The organism is Actinoplanes sp. NPDC049681, from assembly GCF_044465265.1.
Classification (GTDB): domain Bacteria; phylum Actinomycetota; class Actinomycetes; order Mycobacteriales; family Micromonosporaceae; genus Actinoplanes.
Genome location: NZ_JBITLP010000002.1, coordinates 218781 through 235260, shown reverse-complemented (window position 1 = coordinate 235260; position 16480 = coordinate 218781). Strand labels below are relative to the sequence as shown.

Here is a 16480-nt window from a genome sequence, read left to right as displayed (position 1 = left end):
CCGAAGGAGCAATCTCATGACAGCGGGTTCCCGCATCGTCGCGATGGGGCACTACCAGCCCTCGCGTGTGATCACCAACGACGAGCTGGCCACGATCATCGACACCAACGACGCGTGGATCCGCGACCGGGTCGGCATCGCCGAGCGCCGGGTCGCCGACGCCGAGACGGTCGCCGACATGGCCACCGCCGCGGCGGAGAAGGCCCTGGCCGGCTCCGGGCTGACCGCCGCCGACATCGACATGGTGGTCGTGGCGACGTGCTCCTCGGTGGACCGCTGCCCCAACGTCGCCACCCGCGTGGCCGCGAAGCTCGGGATCAACGCGCCCGCCGCGTTCGACCTCAACACGGCGTGCTCCGGCTTCTCGTACGCGCTGGCCACCGTCGACCACGCCATCCGTGCGGGCGCGGCCCGCAACGCCATCGTCGTGGGCGCGGAGAAGCTGTCCGATGTCACCGACTGGACCGACCGTACGACGGCGGTGCTGTTCGGTGACGCCGCCGGTGCGGCCGTCGTGACCGCGGTGCCCGACGGCGAGCAGCCCGGGGTCGGGCCGGTGCTCTGGGGCTCCGCGCCGGAGAAGGGCGACGTGCTGCGGATCGAGGGCTGGCGGCCGTACATCCAGCAGGAGGGGCAGATCGTCTTCCGCTGGGCCACCACCGCGCTGGCCCCGTTCGCGCTGGAGACCTGCGAGCGGGCCGGGGTCAAGCCCGAGGAGCTGGCCGCCTTCGTCCCCCACCAGGCGAACACCCGCATCATCGACGGTATCGTGAAGCGGCTGGGCCTCGGCCCCGACGTGGTCGTCGCCAAGGACCTGATCGAGTCCGGCAACACCTCCGCGGCCAGCGTGCCGCTGGCCCTGTCCAAGCTCGTCGAGCGCCGCGAGGTGCCCTCGGGCGCCCCGGTCCTGCTCTTCGGCTTCGGCGGCGGCCTCACGTACGCCGGGCAGGTCATCCGCTGCCCCTGAGCAGCCGGCCCACCCGTCGAGTTTTCCCCACCATCGAGAGGAACATCGCACAATGGCTACCCGCGCTGAGATCACCTCCGGCCTCGCCGAGATCCTGGAGGAGGTCGCCGGGGTGAACCCGGACGACGTCGCCGAGGACAAGTCCTTCACCGACGACCTGGACGTCGACTCGCTGTCCATGGTCGAGGTCGTGGTGGCCGCCGAGGAGAAGTTCGGCGTCAAGATCCCCGACAACGAGGTCCAGAACCTCAAGACCGTCGGCGACGCCGTCTCCTTCATCGAGGCGAATCACTGACATGAGCACCACAGACGTCGTCGTCACCGGGCTCGGCGCGACGACCCCGCTCGGCGGGGACGTCGCGTCCACCTGGGACGCCATGCTCAACGGCCGCTCCGGGGTGAGTGCCCTCACCCAGGAGTGGGCCGAGCAGCTGCCCGTACGCATCGCCGCCCAGCTCGCGGTCGAACCCTCCGAGGTCCTGGAGCGGGTACGCCTGCGCAAGCTGGACCGCTCCGAGGCGATCGCGCTGATCGCCGCCCACCAGGCCTGGGCCGACTCCGGCCTGGCCGACGCGGGGCTCGACCCCGAGCGCCTGGCCGTCAGCTTCGGCAGCGGCATAGGAGGCGCGCAGACCCTGCTCAACCAGGACGACATCCTGGAGGCCTCCGGGCCACGCCGGGTCAGTCCGCACACCGTGCCGATGCTCATGCCCAACGGACCCGCCGCCTGGGTCGGCATCGACCTCCGCGCGCAGGCCGGGGTGCACTCGATGGCCAGTGCCTGCGCGACCGGGGCCGAGGCCCTGGCGCTGGGCCTCGACATCATCCGCTCGGGCCGCGCCGACGTGGTCGTCGCCGGCGGCACCGAAGCGGTGGTCCACCCGCTCCCGATCGCCGGCTTCGCCTCGATGCGCGCCATGTCGACGCGCAACGACGAGCCGGAGAAGGCCTCCCGGCCGTGGGACAAGGGCCGCGACGGCTTCGTCCTCGGCGAGGGCGCGGGCGCGCTGGTCCTCGAGCGTGCCGACCACGCCGCTGCCCGCGGCGCCACCGTGTACGCCCGCCTGGCCGGCGCCGGCATCACCTCGGACGGCTACGACATCGTCCAGCCGGACCCGGAGTGCCGCGGCGGCATCCGCGCGATGCAGCGGGCGATCAGCGACGCCGGCCTGACCGGCTCGGACATCGTCCACGTCAACGCGCACGCCACCTCCACCCCGGTCGGCGACATGGGCGAGATCAAGGGCATCCGCGCGGCCATCGGCGACCACCCGCTGCTCACCTCGACGAAGTCGATGTCGGGTCACCTGCTCGGCGCCGCCGGAGCGCTCGAGTCGATCGCCACGATCCTCGCCATCCGCGACAACGTGGTGCCGCCGACGATCAACCTCGACGACCCGGACGACCGCCTCGACCTCGAGGTGGCGGCGCACAAGGCCCGCCACATGGAGATCGGCGCGGCGATGAACAACTCGTTCGGCTTCGGGGGCCACAACGTGGCGCTCGTCTTCACCCGGGCGTAATCGAAGACGCTGCTGAGGGGGTGTCTCCGGGAGACACCCCCTTTCAAGCACAGGCGCTGCGGGGAAGCCCGGCCACCGGGACCGGGGACCGGCCCGGCGCCTTCGCCTTACCGGCCAGCACGGCAGCCAGCGCGGCCAGCGACAGGCGGCTCGACGAGTACGTGGCCACAAGCGTCGGCGACGTCGCGGCGCCCAGCAGATACGGCGTGTCCATGCTCACCGTGACGGCCGCCTCGGGGCTGAGGTCGATGCGCTTGTCGCCGTACCCGACGAGGTGCACCACCTTGCCCCCCGCGGCCCGGACGTCGACGCCTGCCCGTTGCAACTCCTCGACCAGCGCGAGCCGCGCGGTCTCCCGGTCCGGCGAAGCGGTGACGGTGACCGGCCCGCTCACCAGCGGCCCGGAACAGCCACCCCGCAAGACGGTGACCGACGCGGCGTCCACCTTGCCGACCGCCCGGTGATGATCGGGTGAGTCCAGCACGGACAGGGCGGGCTGCGCCCGGCCGGCCTTGCGGAACTTCAGGGTGAGCACCCGCGTGACGGCCTCGACCAGCCGCTCCCGCGCGAGGCTGCCGTCCTTCAGCGCGGCCACGATGCCGTCCCGCGCCGCGGCGATGTCCGGCGGCATGAGCAGCAGGTCGTTGCCGGCGTTCAAGGCCCGGACGGCTGCCTCCCCCGCCGGCCACTTCATCGCCGGAGCCATGTTCATCGCGTCGGTGACCGCGACCCCGGCGAACTTCAACCGCCCCCGCAGCACATCGGTCATGACCTTCCGGGAGAACGTGGCGGCCACGCCCTTGTCGAGACCCTGCACGTCGAGATGCCCGGACATCACCAGGGCGGCCCCGGCGTCGATGCCCGCAGCGAACGGCGGAAGGTCCTCCCGCTCCCACTTGGCCGCGCTCTGCCGCACCACAGGCAGGTCGTCGTGACTGTCACCGGTGGTGTGCCCGTGCCCCGGAAAATGCTTGAGCGCCGAGGAAACCCCCGCCGCCTGCAACCCCCGCACGGCGGCACCCACCTGCTCGGCATTGGCTGCCGGATCCCCACCGTACGACCGGGAGCCGATGACCGAGCTGCCCGCCGGACCCAGCGTGTCGGCCACGGGCGCGAAGTCCACGTTGACACCCATCGCGGCGAGTTCCGTACCGGCGGCGTGCCACGCGGCCTCGGTGAGCGCCGGCTTACCCGCGGCACCCAGGGCCATCGCGGACGGCAACAGCGTCACACCGGTCCGGACGCGGGTGACCACCCCGTACTCCTGATCGGTGCCGATCAGCAGCGGAGCCCCACCGGGCAGCCGGGCGGCAGCCGCCTGCAACCCGTCGGTCAGCGCCCGCACCTGCTGCGGCGTGTCGACATTGGTCGCCGGATTGGTGGCACCGGTCGGATCGTCGGGCGCGAACCCGACCAGGATCAGGCCGCCCAGATGAAACTTCGCGACCAACTCGCCGGGCGTGTTCACCCCGCCGATCCGCTGATTCCCGGCCGCGGCCGCGGCGTCGACCTTGTCCGCGTTGTCCCCGTACGCATAGGGCATCAGCACCTGGCCGGCCAGATCGGCATCACTCAGGGTCTTGACGGTCGCCTTGGCCCGGGCGACGGGATCGCCGACCGGGACGGCGCTCGGTGCGCTCGGTCCATCGGACGCGACCGGGCCGGAGGGCGCGACGCTCGCGGGGGTCGCTGTGCGGGTGGGCGCGTCACTGCCGCAGGCGGCAGGCAACAGCGCCAGTGGTACGGCCACAGCAACGCGAAACGCCTTATTCACGGGCGCCATTGGATCAGCTCCGCCCCACCCTCGACAAACCGGCCGGGGGTTCGTCCGGGCCGCGGGCCTCACCCTACGGCCCCGCCGCCAGGGGCGGGTCCGGTGTGGGGTGGCATGCCCTGCCGGCTTGCGGGTCAGCCGACCACGCGCGCGGGCGGCGCGCTTATGCCGGCTGACCGCGCCTCGCAGGCAAGTGGTCAGGACCCGCGCGGGCGGCGCGCTTCCGCCGGCGGGAGGGTCAGGAGCCGGCGCGGGCGGCGCGCTTCCGCCGGCTGGTGGGTCAGCCGGCCGCACACGGGCGGCGCGCTTGCGCTTGGAGCAGACCATGCGCGGGCGGCGCGCTTTCGCCGGCTGGAGGGGTCAGCCGGCCGCACACGGGCCGGGCGCTTGCGCTTGGAGCCGACCATGCGCGGGCGGCGCGCTTTCGCCGGCTGGTGGGTCAGCCGATCATGTGCCGCTCCGGTGTGGGTGCCGAGCCTTCGCCGGCAGCCGAGCATGCGCCTGTCCGGCGAGGACGTCGCGCTTCGCCGGCCGGTGGATCGACTGCCCATGCGCCCAGCCCGGTGCGGCGACGGCCCTTCGCCTGTAGGTAGGCCAAGGGCAGGCGGCCAACCGGTGCGGACGGCCGCCCTCCCACAGCAAGTGGAGCAGCTGAGCATGCGCCCAGCCCGGTGCGGCGACGCCCCTTCGCCGGCAGGTAGACCCAGGGCAGGCGGCCAACCGGTGCGGACGGCCGCCTCCCACAGCAAGTGGAGCAGCTGAGCAGGTGCCCGGCCCGGCGCGGGCGCCACACTTCCCTCAGGTGGGGCAACCGAGCACGCACGCCCGGCCGGGGGCGGCGCGTTTCCGGCGGGCGGTGGTCAGCCGACGCGGGTCAGGAGGGTGACCGGTGCGCCGTCGCCGGCGTAGCGGTAGGGCTCCAGTTCGGCGTCCCAGGCCGTGCCCAGCGCCTTCTCCAGGGCGTGCGAGAGCGCCTCCGGAGCCCTGGCCGAGGCCATGATCGCGCGGAGCCGGTCCTCGCCGATCTGGATGTCGCCGGAGGCACCGATCGTGCCGCGGAACAGGCCGCGGCCCGGGACGTGCATGAAGCGCTCCCCGTCGATGCCGGGGCTCGGCTCCTCCGTGACCTCGAAACGGATCATGGGCCACTGCCGGAGGGCAGCAGCCAGCTCGGCGCCAGTGCCGGGCCTCCCGGTCCAGCTGCACTCCGACCGCCGCATGCCGGGATCAACCGGCTGCGCAGTCCAATGCAAGGTGACCGGCGCGGTCAAGACGCGCGCGATCGCCCACTCGACGTGCTGGCACACGGCGAGTGGGGTCGAGTGGACGTATACGACGCCACACGTTGGCACGGTGACCTCCCGGAGACCGAGGTGCGTCTTCCCCTACGACCTCGACCGCGGTTGATCGTGCTCCATGATGCCGGGTGGTACGGATGGTGCGCCAGAGAAACCGCAATATCGACATGTGAATGGCCGTAGTGGCACACCTGACCTAACGGACCAGGCCACTCCCGCGGTGCGGCCGCTCAGGGCTCGTGTAAACTTGCTCCGGCGTTTTATGCCGACACCCGTTCTTTCCCAAGGAGTACCGCCGTGGCGAGCAACACCTCGAAGACCGCCCGCGCATCCGTCCGCGCCGGCCAGGCAGGCCAGGGTGGCGCCCTCAGCGTGCTCGGTGAGTTCAAGTACCTCATCCCGCTGGCGAACGGCCGTTTCGCGTACGTGCGCAACCTGACCAACGGCAAGACCAACCACCTCAGGACCGACTCGGACGCCTTCGTCGAGGAGATCCGCAGCCTCGCCGCGGCGGGTCACGGCGCCAAGATCCGGGCGGAGCTGAACAACCTCGACGCGACCTTCCCCCAGCACGGCTGGGGCGCCACCGAGAAGCGCCTCGCCGACGCGGGCGTCTTCGAGGGCTGAGTTCTTCGCACCACCGAGGCGCTCCCGGGGTTTCGTGCCCGGGAGCGCCTTTTTGCGCCCTCTGAAGATCACGACAACTTGATCAGCCTGGAGAGGCCGGCTGAGAGGGTCCCTGAAACGAGACAGGCCAGCACAAGCCCGCGCAAGATCGGATCCACCGGTCACAGGAGCCCGGAGCGGGTTCCGCCGGCCAGGGAAACGTCGGAAAGCTCGCCGGGCAGCGGGGCGAGGGCAGGCAGCCGGCCGCTGATCGCAAACCCGGCCGGGCGGCCGGAGACCCGGGCGCCAGAGAAGTCAGGTTCTGGCCATGCGTCTTGCGCGTAGCGCGGGCCCGAGCCCCCGGCCGCGAGTCGCGCCGGACAGCAGCGGCCGAAGCTCAGCGAGCCGCGGCTCGTCCCGAACGGCGAGGCCGAAGCTCAGGGCCGCGAGTCTTGTCGGGGCGGCCGGTCCCGAACCGAGCCGGCCGCGAGTCCCATCGGGCCGCCGGTCCCGAACCCAGCCGGCCGCAAGTCCCATCGGGCCGCCGGTCCCGAACCCAGCCGGCCGCAAGTCCCATCGGGCCGCCGGTCCCGAACCCAGCCGGCCGCAAATCCCATCGTGCGACCGACCCCGAACCCAGCCGGCCGCAAATCCTGTCGGGGGCCGGTTCCGAGCTGAGCCGGCCCCGAGCCGTGTCGGGCGGCCCGTCCCGGACCCAGCCGGCCGCGGGCTGTGCCAGACAGCCGCGACCTAAAGCCCAGCCGGCCGAGAACAGTGCCGGACAGCCGGGTTCCAGGACCAGCTACCCGCAGGTCGTGCCGGACGGATCAGGCGAGGATCTCGACCCGGCCCGTGTCGAGGTCGTACACCGCTCCGGCGATGGACACCGTGCCCGCCGCCATCAGTTCCGGCACCCCGCTCACCTCGTGCAGGCGACGTACCGTGCGGGTGACGTGGGCTCGCATGGCCTTGGCCGCCACGTCCGGGTCGTCGAGGCCCACGCCCTGCACCGCCGGCGCGATCTCGTCGACCAGGTAGCCCACGTCCCCGTCCGGGCGGTCGCCCGTCTGCAGCGCCTGGACCGTCGCGTCCACGGCGCCGCAGCGGACGTGGCCCAGGACCATGACCAGGGGGACGTTGAGGGCGGCGACCGCGAAGTTGACCGAGCCCAGGACCGCGCGGTCGAGGACGTGGCCGCCGGAGCGGATCACGCAGATCGAGCCGAAGGTCTGGTCGAAGATCGCCTCGAGCGGGACCCGGGAGTCGAGGCAGCCGACGACCACCGCGTGCGGGAACTGCCCGCCGGAGGCGGCCGCCGCGGCGGCGACGTCGTGGCCGTGTTCCGGCGTTCCGTTGACGAAGCGGCGGTTGCCGGCGAGCAGTTCGGCGAGGGCGTCGTCCGGCCGCGTGATCCGTACGGCCGAGGGGGCGGCCGGCGTCGCGGTATCGAGTACCGGAGCGGCGTGGTCGGTCGCGGAGTTCGAGGACAGCGCCGTGGGGGCAGGGATCGGACCCGTCATGGCAACGATTCTCTACGAGGGACGGCACTTGAGCAGCCGGTGCGAGGCACATCACTTTTCGGCCGGGCGGCCAGGCTCAAGATCCTCGATAAGGTCTGGCATTTCCGTCGATCGTGCGTGATGCTAATTACCCGTGGGTACAACGGGGCCGTGCGACACACGGAGGTACCCATGTCCGAGCGCTCGAAGCTCACCCTCGCTGATGGCGTACGCCTGCACGTCGACGCATCCGGTCCCGCCGACGCCCCGGTGACCGTCGTCTTCCTGCACGGCTGGTGCCTCGACCGCCGCACCTGGCACTACCAGAGCCGGGCCCTGCAGGGTACGAACACGCGAGTGATCGCGTACGACGCGCGGGGCCATGGGCGGTCCAGCACCACTCGACTACGCTCGGCGACCCTCGCTCAGCTCGGCGAGGATCTTGCGGAGGTGCTCGACGCTTACGCCCCCAGCGGCCCCGTCGTGCTGGCCGGCCACTCCCTCGGCGGCATGACGATCATGGAGTACGCGGAGGCGTACCCGAGCGAGTTCGCGGAGCGGGTCCAGGGCCTGCTGTTCGTCTCGACCACCGCCGAGGGCGCCACCCATACGTGTTACGGCCTGCCCACGCCGCTGACGCCGTTCCTGCGGGCGGCGGAGCAGACCGGCGCCGGCGTGCTCGCCCGGCTGGGTGCCTGGCGCCCGCACCGGGCGGTGCTGCCCGCGCTGCGCCCCGGGGTGCGCTGGCTGCTCTTCGGCGACGACCACGAGCCGGGCGACCTCGAGCTGACCATGTCGGCGGTGGGGCGCGCGTCGCTGCGCTCGATCGGCGGTTTCCGGGCCTCGGTCGGCGCCCAGCACCGCCTGGACACGCTCGCCGCGCTCGGTGACGTCCCGGCGGCCGCCCTGGTCGGTGACAAGGATCGGCTCACCCCGCCGGCCTGCGCCGAGTCGATCGCCGACGCGCTGCCGGGCACCGAGCTGAGCGTGCTCGAGGGTGCCGGGCACATGCTGATGATGGAACGGCCGGGCGTGGTGAACGCCGCGCTCACCGCGGTCATCGACAAGGCCGTGGCGAGCACCGAGGCGCAGCACCGCCGGCGGCGCCGCGCCGACCGCCGCGCCGGCTACGACCAAGCAGCCTGACCTCCGGGGACGCGGGCAGTGCGGGAACGGGCGCGCCGCGATCGACGGAGGCCCCCCGGTAGGAGTAGGTTCGATTGCCCCCTTCGTACGGCTGGACGCGGGGCGGCAGCCAGCTGATCCGCGAACGGGGAGCATGACCGACTTGAGCGACGCCCACATCCTCCAGCAGGAGATCGCCGTCGAGCAGGAGCACGTCGACCGGGTGTACGCCCGCCTCGCCGAGCTCCGCCGGGAGGCGTCCCGCGCCGAGAAGGAGGGTTACCAGCTCGCCGGGGTCGGTACGTTCGGCGCACTGGTCGAGCGGGACGCGATGGTGTTCCACGCCGCCCGCCGCCGGCACGCGCTCGACACCGAGTACGAGGGGCTCGTCTTCGGCCGCCTCGACCTGCGCACCGGCGCCGTGCACTACGTGGGCCGGATGGGCATCCGCGACGAGGACTCCCAGTCGCTGGTGGTCGACTGGCGCGCGCCCGCCGCCGCCGCGTTCTACCGGGCGACGCCGGCCGAGCCGCTGGGCGTGGTCCGGCGGCGGATGATCCAGTCGACGCGCGAGCACGTCACCGGCATCGAGGACGATCTGCTCGATCCCGAGGCCGCCCCGGAGGACATGCGGATCGTCGGCGACGGCGCGCTGCTGGCCAGCCTCTCCAAGGCGACCGGCCGCGGCATGCGGGACATCGTCGCCACCATTCAGCGGGAGCAGGACGAGGCGATCCGCTCCCCCGCGTCCGGCGTCACGATCGTCACGGGCGGGCCGGGCACCGGGAAGACGGCCGTCGCGCTGCATCGCGCGGCGTACCTGTTGTATTCCGATCGGGGTCGCTTCGCCGGCGGCGGGATTCTCGTGGTGGGTCCGTCCGGGGTCTTCGTCGACTACATCGCGACCGTGCTGCCGTCGCTCGGCGAGGAGACGGCGACGCTGCGCTCGCTCGGCTCGCTGGTCTCCGGGTACGACGCGACCCGGGTGGATCCGACGGCGGTCGCGGCGGTCAAGGGTTCGCTGCGGATGCGGCGGGTGCTCGAGCGGGCCTCGCACGACGCCGTCCCGGGCGCCCCGACGGAGCTGCGCCTGCTGTACCGGGGCACGTTGCTGCGCCTCGACGCGGCGGAGCTGGACCGGGTACGGCGCAAGGCTCTGCCTCGCGGGGCACGGCGCAACGAGGTGCGTGGCACCGGCTTCGACCGGATCTTCGACGCGCTGTGGGCCCAGGCCCGGCAGGCCATCCGCAACCTGCCCGAGAAGTCGGAGTTCGAGTCGGAGCTCGCCGACCGTACGGACTTCCGCGACTTTCTGAAGGCCTGGTGGCCACGGTTCACCCCGATGCGGGTGCTGCGGTGGCTGGCCGATCCGGGGCGGCTCCGGGCGTACGCGAACGGGCTTCTGTCGAAAGAGGAGATCGCCCTGCTGCAGGGGTCGTTCGACGGGCTCGCCGAGCACGGCCCCACGATCGCGGACGTGGCGCTGCTCGACGAGCTGGACGAGCTGATGGGCCGCCCGCGCCGTCCGCAGCAGAAGACCAAGAATCCGTTCCACGTCCGCGACGGGGTGCAGGAGGTCAGCACGTACGCCGACCGGCAGGCCGCCGCCCGCGCGCAGGCCGTGCAGCGCGACGACGACTACCGCGACTACGCGCACGTCGTCGTGGACGAGGCCCAGGACGTGTCTCCCATGCAGTGGCGGATGATCGGCCGGCGGGGCGCGTACGCGTCCTGGACGATCGTCGGCGACCCGGCGCAGACCGCATGGTCGGGCGATGTCGCCGAGCTGGACCGGGCTCGCGACCGGGCTTTGGGGTCGCGCAAGCGCAACACCTACGCGCTGACCACCAACTACCGCAACTCGTCGGAGATCTTCGCGGTCGCCGCCCGGGTGATCCGCACGATCATGCCGGACCTGCCGCTGCCCCGGGCGGTGCGCAGCACCGGCGTCGAGCCGGTCGACCAGATCGTGGCCGCGGCGGACCTGCCCGAGGTGACCAGGCACGCGGCGGAGAAGCATCTGGCGGACGTCGACGGCACGATCGGCGTGATCGCGCCGGTGCCGCGCCGCGACGAGGTGGCGGCGTGGGTGGCCGGGCTGCCCGAGCGCGTGCAGGTGGTGACCGCGCTCGAGGCCAAGGGCATGGAGTACGACGCGGTCGTGCTGGTGGAGCCGGCGGAGATCGCGACGGATGCCAGCGGGGTGCGCACGCTCTACGTCGCGCTCTCGCGGGCCACCCAGCGCCTCACCACCATCGGCACACAGGAATGGAACGGTCGTCAGGGCCTCGGGACCGCCACGGCCGTGTAGGGCGTCTCCGGGGTGGGCGGGGTGCTGAAGCGGGCGTTCGGCAGGTAGAACCGCTTGCCGTATTCCGCGATGGTGGTCGGCACGTCGAAGTTCGGGCTGGTCGTGCGGCTGACGACGGTGCCCTTGGTGGCGCGCCGGTTCAGCTGGATCTTGGTGATCACGTTGAGGCTGTTCTGCACCACGGAGAGGATGCGGCCGTGCAGCCACAGGCCGTCGCCGTTCGGCACGGATTCGCCGCCGAGGTCGATCTCGGTCGTCATCCCCGCGTACGAGGTCTTGAAGAGCTTGCCGGTGCTGGACTGCACGACGATCAGGCCGCGGCCGTCCGGTGTGGCCGTGATGCCGTTGGCGTTGATGCCGGCGGTGTAGAGCATGGCTCCGGTGATCGGCACCCGCACCGCCTGGGCGGGCAGGCCGCCGTGGTGGCCGAGCGGCAGTTTGAACAGCACCGGGTTCGCCGAGTCGGTGTACCAGGCGGCGCCGCCGGTCAGCACGACGTCGTTGATGAACGCCGGGACGGTCTGCAGGGCGTACGACCTCAGCACCAGCCCGTCGGCGACGTCGATCACGCGGGCGTCGCCGCCGGTGCCGCCGGCGACGAAGAGCCGGCCGCGGTGGTCGAGCTTGAGGCCCAGCGACGGGGTGCCGGGTCCCTGGCTGATCACCCGGCCCCGGCCGGTCACGAGGCCGGCGCGGTAGATGTCGCCGTCCACACGCGAGCCGAAGTACGCGTACGGGAGCCCGCCTATGGCGATGCCCTCAGGCTGGAAGCCGTCGGGCAGATGGATGACCTCGGGCCCGTGGACGGCGGGGTGAGCAGGGGCGGCCACCGCGGGCGGCGCGGCGGCGGTGAGCGCCAGTGCGGTCAGGGCGACAATCGCGAGGGTACGACTGGACACGGATGATCCCCTCCAGGCCGATTTTTCGGATGTCGTCGAGTTCATACCCCGGCGATGACAATCGAGTTGAAGTTGCATACATAGCGATGTGACCATATATTGGCCGGGGCGTGACGCCGCGACGGAAGGTGGGCTCATGGGAGCCGGGCACGATCACGGTGGTCAGGCGCTGCGCGCCGGCGAGCGGCACCGGCCACGACTCTGGTGGGCCGCCGGGCTGCTGGCCGCCTTCATGCTGGTCGAGGCCGCGGCCGCCCTGGTCACCGGCTCGCTCGCGCTGCTCTCCGACGCCGGCCACATGTTCACCGACGTGCTGGGCATCGCGATGGCGCTCGCCGCGATCCACGCCGCCGGGCGGGCCGGCACCGACTCGCAGCGCACGTTCGGCCTCTACCGGCTGGAGGTGCTCGCCGCGCTGGCGAACGCCGCGCTGCTCACCGGCGTCGCGATCTTCGTGCTCATCGAGGCGGTCCGCCGGTTCGCGGAACCCGCGGCCGTACCGGCCACCCCGATGCTCGTCGTCGCGTCCGGCGGTCTGATCGTCAACCTGATCGCCTTCGCGCTGCTGCGCTCCGGCGCCCAGGAGAGCCTCAATGTCCGCGGCGCCTACCTCGAGGTGGTCGGTGACCTGCTCGGCTCGGCCGGCGTCATCGTCGCGGCGGTGATCATCGCGGTGACCGGATGGTCGTACGCGGACCCGATCGTCGCGGTCGCGGTCGCCCTGATGATCCTGCCGCGCACGTTCGGGCTCGGCCGCTCGGCGATCCGCATCCTGGTCCAGGCCGCCCCCGAGCACCTCGACATGGCCCGGGTCCGCGACCGGCTGGCCGCCGTGCCCGGCGTCTGCGACGTCCACGACCTGCACGTCTGGACGCTCACCTCGGGCATGGACGTGGCCTCGGCGCACCTGAGCCTCGAGCCGGCGGCCGAGCTGGGCGCGGTGCTGGCGTCCGCCCGCGAGGCGCTGCACGAAGACTTCCACATCGACCACGCCACCCTGCAGATCGAGCCGGTGACCGGAGCCTGCACGCCCGTGGGCTGGTGATTCGCGGCCACAGGGCGCACCCTGGGCACACGGGTCACGGAGTCCGCCACTCCCCGCCCGCCGCACCCCCGTTTCCCTACACTTGGTGATTATCCAACAACGGAGGGACATCATGAGTCAGTCGGTCATCCATCAGCCGCGGGTGGCATGGGACGCCGCCCGCGCCTTCGTCAGGGCGGCCGGCGGACCGGGCTACGACGCCTTCTCCGGCCGCGTGCTCAGCCGTCTCGGCACCGAGCTGTACGGCGAACTCGCGAACACCCGCCAGCGCCTGCTCACCGCCTCGATCGAGAGCAGCGACAGCGACCGCTTCACCGTGGACGTCGAGGCCAGCAAGTGGCGAGTCCGGCTCGAGGACCTGCTGCGTACGCGCCCCGACCTGATCCCCGCGGTGCGCGAGCTCACCGACGCGGCGCCGCGCTAGCCGGACCCCCGGCCGGGCGGCCGTAAATCGCGGATCAGGCCCGCACTCCTGGCCAATGGCGTAAGACTGTGCGCATGGGTAACAAAGGGGTCATGGTGTTCGTGCCTGCGCCCCAGCTCACCGTGACCATCGAGCAGCAGCACGACAAGGCCGAGCTGCACGTTCACCCCGGCGGGCAGGGCGTCTGGCAGGCTCGGATGATCACGTTGCTGGGCGCGCCGGTCACCCTCTGCGCAGCGGCGGGCGGCGAGGTCGGACGGGTGCTGGAGCCGCTGCTCAAGTTCCACGGCATCACGCTCAAGACCATCAAGCGCGAATCGGGTACGGGCTGGTACGTGCACGACCGGCGCAGCGGCAAGCGCGAGGAGCTCGCGGAGGACCCGGGCCAGCCGCTGTCGCGCCACGAGATGGACGAGCTGTACAGCCTGGCGCTGGCCGAGGGCCTGCGGGCCGGCATCGCCGTGCTGAGCGGCCCGGCCCACCCGTCCGTGGTGCCCGCGGAGGTGTACCGCCGGCTCGCCACCGACCTCGGCGCCAACGGCTGCAAGGTCATCATCGATCTCTCCGCCGCCCACCTGGCCGCGGCCCTGGAAGCCCGCCCGCACGTGGTCAAGGTCAGCCACGAGGAACTGCTGCGTGACGGCATGATCGCCGACGCCTCCGTCGAGGCCCTCACCAAGGCCCTGTTCAAACTGCGCGACGACGGCGCCGAGATGGCCCTGGTGTCCCGCGCCGACGAGGGCGCGCTCGCCCTGATCGAGGACACCGTCTACGAGGTCGACATGCCGCGCATGGTGGCCGCCGAATCCCGCGGGGCGGGTGACTCGATGACCGCGGGAGTGGCAGCCGTACTGGCACAGGGCGGCACGCTGTGTGACGCTGTGCGTACGGGGGCGGCGGCCGGCGCCCTCAACGTCACCCGCCACGGTCTCGGCACGGGCCGCATCGACGCCGTCCAGGTGCTCACCGAGCGGGTACGCCTGACACCCGTCGACGCCAAGGTTTCGGCATGACCGACTGCACCGTGACGGTGAGTGCCAGGAGGGCATGCCAGGAGGGCACAGCATGACCCCACGCATTCTGATCACCAACGACGACGGTATCGACGCCCCTGGGATCAGATGGCTGGCCCGCGCGGTCGCACGCCAGGGCTTCGACGTCGTGGTGGCCGCGCCGCTCACCGAGGCGAGCGGTACCAGCGCCGCCATGACCGCGGTCGAGAAGGACGGGCAGATCTGCGTCCAGAACCGCGAGCTGCCCGGGGTGAAGAACGTTCCCGCGTACGCCGTGGCCGCGTCCCCGGCGTTCATCGTGCTGCTCGCCCTGCGCGGCGCCTTCGGGGCGGTGCCGACCCTCGTCCTGTCCGGCATCAACCGCGGCGCCAACGCCGGCGCGGCGGTGGTTCACTCGGGCACCGTGGGCGCCACGCTCACGGCCTCGCACGCCGGCCTGCACGGCATGGCGGTGTCGCTCGACGTCCTCTCCCCCAGCAACGGTACGGCGGCCAGCGGCGGCCAGGCGATCGCGGACCTCGACAAGGCGGACGACGAGAAACGCCACTGGACGAGCGCGGCGGAGCTGGCGGTCAAGCTGTTGCCGACGCTCACCCACACGCCGCCCGGCACGGTCCTCAACGTGAACGTGCCCGACCTGCACGTGGACGGCATCCGCGGGCTGCAGCGGGCCCGGCTCGCCCGGTTCGGCCAGGTGCAGATGAGCATCGCGGAGGCCGGCGAGGGCTTCGTCCGTACGGCGGTGCAGGCGGCGGACGAACCGCTCGAGCCGGGCACCGACCTGGCGGCGCTGGCGGAGGGGTTCGCGGTGGTGACGCCGATCCGGTCGCCCGGCGAGGCCACGGACGTGAAGATCAACCTCGAGAACATCGTGGTGCAGACCCCGGCGATCTAGCCGGGTCGCCGGGCCGAGCCGGTGGGCCGAGGTCACCGATGGGTCGTGGTGTCGCACGGCCAGGCCACCGCTCGCGGGCGGGCGTCAGGCCAGGGTGAGGGCCGGTGGGCGGGTGTCGGCGTGGATCCGGTGCAGGGTCAGGGCGACCTCGGCGCTCGGCGGGCGGTCTTCCGGGCGTTTCGCCATGCAGGCTCGGACGAGGTTGCGCAGGGCGGGTGGGAGGCCGGGGATCGCGAGGACCGGTGTGGGGGCCAGGTGACCGACGCGGCCCGCGGCGACGATCGTGGCCGCTACCACCGGTGGATAGGGCGAGCGGCCGGTGAGCATCTCGTAGAGCAGGACGCCCAGGGTGTAGACGTCGTCCGCCGGGCTCGCGAACAAGGTCTTCGGGTGGGACGGCAGCGCTCTGCGGGGGCCGTTGCCGACTGCGCGGAAGTACGGATCCTGACCGTGAGTGCGGGGGCGGGGCGCGTGGCCTGCCCAGGCGGCGCCGGCCAGGGCATCGGTGGGGGGTTGTGCGGCCGTACCGTATCTTTTGTCGCCCGGACGGAGGGCCGCGGTGGCCAGGCCGAAGTCAATGATCTTGATGCCCTGGGCCGTGACCATGACGTTGCGGGCGGTGAGGTCGCGGTGGACGACGCCGCGGCGGTGGGCGACCGCGAGGACGTCGGCGGCGGTCGCAGCGATGCGCACCGCCTCGGGCCACTCCAGGCGACCGTTCGCCAGACGTTCCGTGAGGGGCGCGCCGTGCAGGAGCTCCAGGATCACGTACGGGACGACGGTGCCGTCGGGAAGCGGCGCGTCACCGTATGCGAAGACGCGGGGGACGCTCGGGTGCCGCAGACGGTCGGTGATCAGGGCCTCACGGCGTGCGTCGTCCTGGGCCGCCGGGTCGCCGGCGCGGGTCGCCGCCAGGATCTTGACGGCCAGCTCGCGGCCGTGGCGGGCATCGATCGCGGCATAGACGGTCGAGACTCCGCCCTGGCCGATGGCGCGGGTCAGGACGTAGCGCCGCAGCAGAGCGGTGCCGATCGGAAGTCGCGCCACGGGAGCACTATTCCGCAGCGGCCGGGAGCCGGACAAGTCGGCACAGGAAGGCTT

Annotated in this window: 15 protein-coding genes; 10 read left to right on the top strand and 5 right to left on the bottom strand. The window is 72.3% G+C overall.

Features of this window, described 5'->3' with window-relative positions:
• Window positions 1-16: 16 nt before the first annotated feature.
• From ACIBO8_RS06460 to fabF, 3 genes are read left to right on the top strand one after another with little or no spacing between them, the layout of a single operon-like run.
• Window positions 17-967: a beta-ketoacyl-ACP synthase III gene (locus ACIBO8_RS06460; protein WP_396114094.1), complete on the top strand. Its 951-nt coding sequence runs from the start codon at window positions 17-19 to the stop codon at window positions 965-967.
• Window positions 968-1019: 52 nt separating this feature from the next.
• The gene (locus ACIBO8_RS06455) at window positions 1020-1262 is read left to right on the top strand and encodes an acyl carrier protein (RefSeq protein ID WP_364702182.1); all 243 of its coding nucleotides are present in this window, start codon (window positions 1020-1022) and stop codon (window positions 1260-1262) included.
• 1 nt (window position 1263) lies between these two features.
• A complete protein-coding gene (gene fabF, locus ACIBO8_RS06450) occupies window positions 1264-2490 on the top strand; it encodes a beta-ketoacyl-ACP synthase II (protein WP_396114093.1) in 1227 nt (408 codons plus the stop codon).
• 43 nt (window positions 2491-2533) lie between these two features.
• Here the strand turns inward: fabF and ACIBO8_RS06445 are convergent, their stop codons facing one another.
• Both ACIBO8_RS06445 and ACIBO8_RS06440 read right to left on the bottom strand, forming a co-directional pair.
• Window positions 2534-4273, bottom strand: a complete 1740-nt coding sequence (locus ACIBO8_RS06445; RefSeq protein WP_396114092.1) for a glycoside hydrolase family 3 protein — start codon at window positions 4271-4273, stop codon at window positions 2534-2536.
• 851 nt (window positions 4274-5124) lie between these two features.
• On the bottom strand, window positions 5125-5616 hold the full coding sequence (locus tag ACIBO8_RS06440) for a DUF3145 domain-containing protein (RefSeq protein ID WP_396114091.1): 492 nt from the start codon (window positions 5614-5616) through the stop codon (window positions 5125-5127).
• Between the two features lie 243 nt (window positions 5617-5859).
• Here ACIBO8_RS06440 and ACIBO8_RS06435 point away from each other — a divergent pair, with 243 nt between their 5' ends.
• On the top strand, window positions 5860-6189 hold the full coding sequence (locus ACIBO8_RS06435) for a hypothetical protein (RefSeq protein WP_396114090.1): 330 nt from the start codon (window positions 5860-5862) through the stop codon (window positions 6187-6189).
• Window positions 6190-6995: 806 nt separating this feature from the next.
• On the opposite strand, the gene ACIBO8_RS06430 is transcribed toward ACIBO8_RS06435, so the two are convergent.
• Window positions 6996-7688, bottom strand: a complete 693-nt coding sequence (locus tag ACIBO8_RS06430; protein WP_396114089.1) for a carbonic anhydrase — start codon at window positions 7686-7688, stop codon at window positions 6996-6998.
• A 171-nt stretch (window positions 7689-7859) separates the two neighbouring features.
• Here ACIBO8_RS06430 and ACIBO8_RS06425 point away from each other — a divergent pair, with 171 nt between their 5' ends.
• Together ACIBO8_RS06425 and ACIBO8_RS06420 are read left to right on the top strand one after the other, a co-directional pair.
• Window positions 7860-8813: an alpha/beta fold hydrolase gene (locus tag ACIBO8_RS06425; protein ID WP_396114088.1), complete on the top strand. Its 954-nt coding sequence runs from the start codon at window positions 7860-7862 to the stop codon at window positions 8811-8813.
• 142 nt (window positions 8814-8955) lie between these two features.
• Window positions 8956-11103: a HelD family protein gene (locus ACIBO8_RS06420; RefSeq protein ID WP_396114733.1), complete on the top strand. Its 2148-nt coding sequence runs from the start codon at window positions 8956-8958 to the stop codon at window positions 11101-11103.
• On the opposite strand, the gene ACIBO8_RS06415 is transcribed toward ACIBO8_RS06420, so the two are convergent.
• Window positions 11073-12002, bottom strand: coding sequence for a superoxide dismutase (locus tag ACIBO8_RS06415; RefSeq protein ID WP_396114087.1), 930 nt, complete (start codon window positions 12000-12002; stop codon window positions 11073-11075). The genes ACIBO8_RS06420 and ACIBO8_RS06415 overlap by 31 nt on opposite strands.
• A 136-nt stretch (window positions 12003-12138) precedes the next feature.
• Here ACIBO8_RS06415 and ACIBO8_RS06410 point away from each other — a divergent pair, with 136 nt between their 5' ends.
• The 4 genes from ACIBO8_RS06410 to surE all read left to right on the top strand — a co-directional run bounded on the left by ACIBO8_RS06410 (window position 12139) and on the right by surE (window position 15379).
• Entirely contained in the window at window positions 12139-13047 is a 909-nt protein-coding gene (locus tag ACIBO8_RS06410) for a cation diffusion facilitator family transporter (RefSeq protein WP_396114086.1), read from the top strand.
• A gap of 112 nt (window positions 13048-13159) precedes the next feature.
• A complete protein-coding gene (locus ACIBO8_RS06405; RefSeq protein WP_396114085.1) occupies window positions 13160-13471 on the top strand; it encodes a hypothetical protein in 312 nt (103 codons plus the stop codon).
• Window positions 13472-13545: 74 nt separating this feature from the next.
• Entirely contained in the window at window positions 13546-14484 is a 939-nt protein-coding gene (locus ACIBO8_RS06400; protein ID WP_396114084.1) for a 1-phosphofructokinase family hexose kinase, read from the top strand.
• A gap of 52 nt (window positions 14485-14536) precedes the next feature.
• Window positions 14537-15379 carry a 5'/3'-nucleotidase SurE gene (gene surE / locus ACIBO8_RS06395; RefSeq protein WP_396114083.1) on the top strand — a complete coding sequence of 281 codons (843 nt, stop codon included), beginning with the start codon at window positions 14537-14539 and terminating at the stop codon, window positions 15377-15379.
• Between the two features lie 84 nt (window positions 15380-15463).
• Here the strand turns inward: surE and ACIBO8_RS06390 are convergent, their stop codons facing one another.
• A complete protein-coding gene (locus ACIBO8_RS06390) occupies window positions 15464-16426 on the bottom strand; it encodes a serine/threonine-protein kinase (RefSeq protein ID WP_396114082.1) in 963 nt (320 codons plus the stop codon).
• Window positions 16427-16480 lie beyond the last annotated feature (54 nt).